Here is a 6,129-nt window from a genome sequence, read left to right on the forward strand (position 1 = left end):
AAGAATTACAGGACAAACGGATAATTGTTTTATTTTAACCGAAACCAAAACACAAAACATATTTCGTCAAATTGAGGAAATTGAACCGCAAGTAGTAATTATTGATTCAATTCAAACCCTACATACCGAATATATTGAATCTTCTGCAGGAAGCATTTCTCAAATTAGAGAATGTACAGCAGAACTAATAAAATTCGCTAAAGAAACCAATGTTCCTGTCATTTTAATTGGTCATATTACCAAAGACGGCACCATTGCAGGTCCGAAAATTTTAGAGCATATGGTTGACACCGTTTTGCAATTTGAAGGCGATAGAAATCATGTGTACAGAATTCTACGAGCTTTGAAAAACCGTTTTGGTTCTACTGCCGAATTGGGCATTTACGAAATGTTAGGAAACGGCTTACGCGAAGTTAGTAATCCATCGGAAATATTAATTTCTAATAAAGACAATTATCTATCTGGTACGGCAATAGCAACTACAATTGAAGGTATGCGCCCCTTAATGATAGAAATTCAGGCATTAGTTTCTACTGCCGTTTATGGCACACCTCAACGAAGCACAACGGGTTATAATCTGAAACGATTAAATATGATTTTAGCTGTTTTAGAAAAACGTGCAGGATTCCGTTTGGGAGCTAAAGACGTATTTTTAAACATTACAGGCGGTATTAATGTGGACGATCCGGCAATTGACTTGGCTGTAGTGGCGGCAATATTATCTTCTAATGAAGACATTACGATTGATAAAGATTTTTGTTTTGCTGGCGAAGTAGGTTTAACAGGCGAAATTCGTCCGGTAAATAAAGTAGAACAGCGCATACAAGAAGCTGAAAAATTAGGTTTTTCGACCATTTTCGTATCGAAACACAATAAAATAAATCCGAAAGATTTTAAAATTGATGTGCGATTGGTTAGTAAAATTGAAGATTTAGTGGAACAATTATTTGGATAAAATAAAAAAACAAACCCTCATTCTTAAACTTAAAATATATGAAAAAATCTATCTTAACTATTTGCTTACTGGTATCTGCAATTGCAGTAGCACAAAAACCAATTTTTACTTCAGCTAAAACAAAAGCGGCTACTGTTTATTTTTCTGGTGCTGAAATAACACAGAGTACTTCGGTAAATTTACCTGTAGGAACAAGTGAAATTGTTATAAAAAATGTAGCGGATTACTTAAATGAAAATACCGTACAAATTGGCGCACCTAAAAGCGTAACCGTTTTATCTGTTCAGTTTTCAGATAATTATATTTCTGAATACGAACTTGACGACAGCAATCCGTTGATTAAAAAAGTTCAAGACAGCATTTTATATGTTCAAAAGGAACTTAAGAAAATACAAATTGATAAAAATTCGCACCAACAAACCATTGAAATATTAGATAAAAACAAAGAAATTCGTGGTGCAAATTCTGGTTTAAATGTAGCTGAATTAATGAAACTTGTTGAGTATTATAAATCAAAAAGAATTGAACTGGACAATGCAGTTGTGTTGCTTGCAGAAAAAGAAACAAAATGGAGAAAAACACTTGACGAATTAAACAATAAATTGGAAATTAATAACCAAAAAGAAGAAAAAATATCTGAAGGAAAATTAATTTTACAAGTAATGAATGAAGTAGCTGGAAATGTAAATTTAGACATCTCTTATATTACCAATTCGGCTTCTTGGCAACCTTTTTACGATTTACGAGCAGAAAATATAACTGCTTCAATTGATCTTGCATACAAAGCAAAAGTAACTCAAACCACAGGAATTGATTGGAAAAAAGTAAAACTTACCCTTTCAAGTGGCAATCCAAATCAAAACAATATTGCACCATTATTACAAGCTTGGTTTTTAAGTTATGGGAAATATAAAGAATTTGAAAACAGACCAAATGCATCCGTTTTAGCTTCTTTACAAGGAACGGCTCCAGGTTTAACAATTATATCATCAAGCGGAACTCCGGGTTCGGCTAAATTTGATGGATATATCAGAGGTGCTTCCTCAATTAATGGAGATACAGACCCTTTAATCATAATTAATGGCATTCCTTCAAGTAATCAAGATTTTAAAAACCTTGACCAAAATAATATAAAAAGTGTTAATGTAATTAAAGATGACGCTGCAATATCAATTTATGGAAATAAAGGTGCCAATGGAGTAGTTTTGATAACAACAAAAAATATGAATGATTATACCACAATTGAAGAACAAGAATTAAATGTGTCATTCGATATTGATATCCCGTATGATATATTATCTAATGGAAAAGCACATAGCGTATCCTTGAAAGATATTAAAATTCCAGCAACTTATAAGTATTATGCGGCACCGAAAGTAGAAAAAGAAGCCTTTTTATTGGCTGAATTAAATGATTATGCAAAATATAATTTATTGCCTGGTGAGGCAAATATTGTTTTCGAAGGGATGTATGTTGGAAAAACGACGATAAATCCGAACCAAACGCAAGATACTTTAAATTTGAGTATGGGTAGAGATAAAAAAATCTCGATTAAACGTGAAAGAATATCAGACAAATCGGGAACTAAATTTTTATCATCCTATAAAGAGCAAACCTTTACGTATGATATTACGGTTAGAAACAACAAAAAGGAAGAAATTAATATGTTGTTAAAAGATCAATATCCATTAAGTACAGATAAAGAAATAACTGTTGAACTTTTAGATAAAGATGGCGCAAAAGCAAATGAAGAAACAGGTGTTTTGAGTTGGGAAATTAAACTGAGACCAAATGAAACAAAAAAATATAGAATCAGTTACAAAGTAAAATATCCAAAAGATAAAATAATAGGGAATCTTTAATTGACGGAATCCTATATGGTTTAAAAAAAATGAGAGTTTATATAACTCTCATTTTTTTATTTATACATTTTATTACAAATTTAAACTTCTATTTTAAAGTGTCTAAATAATTAACTAAGAGTAACAACTCTTTCTCTTCATTAAGAGAGATTTTGTTTGTTTTTATAAAGGCTGATATTTCCTTTTCATATATAGGAAATAATTTCAAAAGATCTTTATTTTTTTCCGGCATTTCAACTATAGATTTATCAGATAATCCAATAAAATATAATTTTTCACCCTTTTTAAAATGAGAAGGTATCGGTTCTGAATAAGCATTTGATGCATCAGCATATGGCACATAAACAATTACTTCTTTTGTGTAAAAATTTATATTTTTATTAGTTGTTTCCACTCCCAAAAAACCTTTTTTAGATGCGTTTTCAGAATTATAATTTAAATAGCTGTATACTTTGTTAATATAAGGAATTTTTATTGTAGTATAATCTTGAGGAACTAAAGCGTATACTTTATCATTCTTTTTAAATTCTAATTCATCTAAAACTACATTGTATCTAACTGGAAGAATGGTTGCAACTGTGTCTGTAAGTCGAATTTGACCATCATAAAAGTTTTCATCAGCATAAGCTGATCCACTAACCTCTTTAATTTTAACAGTTGACTTAATTTCTCTTGTTAAATCCCAAGTAGCAAATTGATTGGTTTCTCGGCCAAGAGATTGAACTTGCGAGTAACTTGAAAAAGAAATTGAAAGAATAAACAATAAAATAGGCTTCATAGTTTTAATTTTTAGATTAAGAGGTGGTAAAAATAGTATTTTTATTTGAAATTTAAAATGCGGATATAAAAAATTAAGGCGCTGGATTTGGAATTAATTCCTGAATTTTATTGATTTCTTCAAAAACGGAATCAGTAAGCATCACATCAAAAGCATTGATATTCTCTTCTAATTGGTCAATTGTTGTAGCGCCAATTATGGTTGATGTTACAAATTCTTGATGGTTTACAAAGGCAATCGCCATTTCGGTTATGGTTAAGCCCAAACTATGTGCTAAATCTTGGTATAATTTTGTGGCTTTAAAACAATTTTCGTTTGTGTAACGTACAAAATTTGGGAATAATTTCATTCGCGAATTATCTGGAGTGCCATTTAAATATTTACCAGATAAAAATCCGAAACCTAATGGTGAATACGCCAATAAACCAACATTTTCACGCATTCCAATTTCAGACAACCCTACTTCGTATAATCTATTTAATAACGAAAATGGATTTTGAATGGTGGCAATTCGAGGTAAACTGTGTTTTTCACTTTCCATTAAAAACTTCATCACACCCCACGGATTTTCATTTGAAATACCAATATGTTTTATTTTTCCTTCTTTAATTAAACCATCAAAAACAGTTAAAACTTCAAAAATATTTTCTTGCCAATGCGTGTCTAATTTTTCTACACCTCTTTTTTGAAACATATTCATAATACGTTCTGGCCAATGCGTTTGATATAAATCAATATAATCCGTTTGTAAATTTTTTAAACTTAATTCTACCGCTTCAGTAAGGCTTTTCTTAGAAAAATCGAGCGGTTTACGAATGTAATCCATACCTCTATTTGGTCCTGCAATTTTAGTAGCTATCACTAAATCATCCCTTTTATGCTTGTTTTTGGCTAACCAAGTTCCAATAAAACGTTCGGTACTTCCAAAAATATGTTCGTTTCCGCCAATGGGATACATTTCGGCTGTATCAATAAAATTAATTCCTCGTTCTACGGCATAATCTAATTGAAAATGGGATTCCGCTTCGGTGTTCTGATTTCCGAATGTCATTGTGCCTAAACAAGCTTTGCTGACTTTTAATTCGGTATTTGGAAGTGTTGTGAATTTCATAGTGAAAGACTATTTTTTTGAAAAATACGCTACACAATTAGAACCAAAACTCACAACTATTAACATTCCTGCAATTAATTGCATTCTTTGTGAATCTTGGTATTCAATTAATAAAAATATAGTAATAGCAAAAAGTAATAGACTTATTAAAAAAATGGTTTTAGATTTTATCATTTCGAAGAGTATTAAATTAATTTATTGAATGACGAAGTTACAAAGTTTAAAAAAGATATAAGTGATGTAATATAGATTTTATTTATTTCAAGATGTCCTCTATAATTTTTAAATGATGTTTGGTGTGAATCGTTAAAAATTTTTTGGTTTGTTTTACATTTAAATCCTTAAAAAAAGGGTGATTAAAAAACTGATTTTCAGAAAAAGAATCCAGTTTTAAAACATTATTTTTAGCTGCTGCTAATTTCGCGAGTAGTTCCTCTTGAGTAGCAACCTGAGTTGGAATTACCACTTTTGGCGCTTTAGCTTTACCTCTTGGAATTTTACCAGTTGTAAAAACCATAAATTTTGGAAAGGTCCATTTGGGTTGATATTTCAATGGATCTGAAATTTCTATCTGACCAATAATGCCATTTATCACCAACAAACAATGGTCTATTTGCCAGCCAACAGTACTATTTGAAACCTTCGGATTTGTTTTTTCAAAATTAGAAATATGACTTTCTAATTGCTGAAGTAATGGAAGAAGTGAGTTCATATTTTATGAAATAAGAAAGTTGCCTAAAAAAATAATTTCCTTTTAGGCAACTTTTAGTATTAATTTGAATCTTACAATTCGTTTAACAACTTAGACAGTTCGTCTAATTTTGGAGTTAAAATAAATTCAATTCTACGATTTTTTGCTTTTCCTTCTGCCGTTTCGTTTGACAATAAAGGTGCGAATTCTCCACGACCAGCTGCTGTTAAATTTTCTTTTTTAACTTTAGCATTAGCCGATAAAATGGTTACAATTGCTGTTGCACGTTTGGTAGATAAGTCCCAGTTATTTTCTACACCACCACCAATAGAACCTACAATTTTATCATTGTCTGTGTGTCCTTCAATTAGTACCGAAATATCCGGATTATCTCCTAAGACTTTTCCTACTAAATCAACCGCTTTTTTACCTTCTGTTCCAACAGTCCAACTTCCTGATTCGAAAAGCAATTTATTTTCCATAGAAACATATACTTTCCCATTCTTCATTTGAACGGTCAATCCTTTTCCCTCAAAGGCATTCAATGCTTTTGACAGCGTGTCTTTCAGCTTTTTCATAGCGGCATCTTTAGCCGCAATCATGCTTTCTAATTCATTTAAGCGTTTGGTGTTTGACTCTAGCTCGTTACGTAATTTATTTAAACGGTCTTGTTCTGCTGCCAATGCTTTTTCTTTAGCACCAAGTTGTGCCAATAACTCTCTATTTTTATTC

The 6,129-nt window shown here is 31.1% G+C and carries 7 protein-coding genes; 2 read left to right on the forward strand and 5 right to left on the reverse strand.

Annotated elements, in window-relative coordinates; translation table 11 throughout:
- Both radA and ABWO04_RS09350 read left to right on the forward strand, forming a co-directional pair.
- Positions 1–955: DNA repair protein RadA (gene radA, locus ABWO04_RS09345; RefSeq protein ID WP_353079437.1), on the forward strand; the 955-nt coding region annotated here is incomplete at its 5' end.
- 38 nt (positions 956–993) lie between these two features.
- Positions 994–2,817, forward strand: a complete 1,824-nt coding sequence (locus tag ABWO04_RS09350; protein ID WP_353079439.1) for a DUF4139 domain-containing protein — start codon at positions 994–996, stop codon at positions 2,815–2,817.
- An 88-nt stretch (positions 2,818–2,905) separates the two neighbouring features.
- Here the strand turns inward: ABWO04_RS09350 and ABWO04_RS09355 are convergent, their stop codons facing one another.
- The 5 genes from ABWO04_RS09355 to ABWO04_RS09375 form a co-directional block, all read right to left on the reverse strand.
- A complete protein-coding gene (locus ABWO04_RS09355) occupies positions 2,906–3,595 on the reverse strand; it encodes a hypothetical protein (protein ID WP_353079441.1) in 690 nt (229 codons plus the stop codon).
- A 73-nt stretch (positions 3,596–3,668) separates the two neighbouring features.
- Entirely contained in the window at positions 3,669–4,706 is a 1,038-nt protein-coding gene (locus ABWO04_RS09360; RefSeq protein ID WP_353079443.1) for an aldo/keto reductase, read from the reverse strand.
- A gap of 9 nt (positions 4,707–4,715) precedes the next feature.
- Positions 4,716–4,880: a hypothetical protein gene (locus tag ABWO04_RS09365; RefSeq protein WP_353079445.1), complete on the reverse strand. Its 165-nt coding sequence runs from the start codon at positions 4,878–4,880 to the stop codon at positions 4,716–4,718.
- 82 nt (positions 4,881–4,962) lie between these two features.
- Positions 4,963–5,418 (reverse strand): DUF1569 domain-containing protein, encoded by a 456-nt coding sequence (locus tag ABWO04_RS09370; protein WP_353079447.1) that lies wholly within the window; start codon positions 5,416–5,418, stop codon positions 4,963–4,965.
- 71 nt (positions 5,419–5,489) lie between these two features.
- The coding region (locus ABWO04_RS09375) for an OmpA family protein (protein WP_353079449.1) at positions 5,490–6,129 on the reverse strand (640 nt) is incomplete at its 5' end.

This window comes from Flavobacterium sp., from assembly GCF_040382755.1.
In the GTDB taxonomy this organism is placed as follows: Bacteria; Bacteroidota; Bacteroidia; order Flavobacteriales; family Flavobacteriaceae; genus Flavobacterium.

What these genes read in the sequence shown, in the direction of transcription:
- ABWO04_RS09350 (WP_353079439.1), top strand. Translation starts at nt 994, where the DNA reads ATGAAAAAATCTATCTTAACTATTTGCTTACTGGTATCTGCAATTGCA.
- ABWO04_RS09355 (WP_353079441.1), bottom strand. Translation starts at nt 3,595, where the DNA reads ATGAAGCCTATTTTATTGTTTATTCTTTCAATTTCTTTTTCAAGTTAC.
- ABWO04_RS09360 (WP_353079443.1), bottom strand. Translation starts at nt 4,706, where the DNA reads ATGAAATTCACAACACTTCCAAATACCGAATTAAAAGTCAGCAAAGCT.
- ABWO04_RS09365 (WP_353079445.1), bottom strand. Translation starts at nt 4,880, where the DNA reads ATGATAAAATCTAAAACCATTTTTTTAATAAGTCTATTACTTTTTGCT.
- ABWO04_RS09370 (WP_353079447.1), bottom strand. Translation starts at nt 5,418, where the DNA reads ATGAACTCACTTCTTCCATTACTTCAGCAATTAGAAAGTCATATTTCT.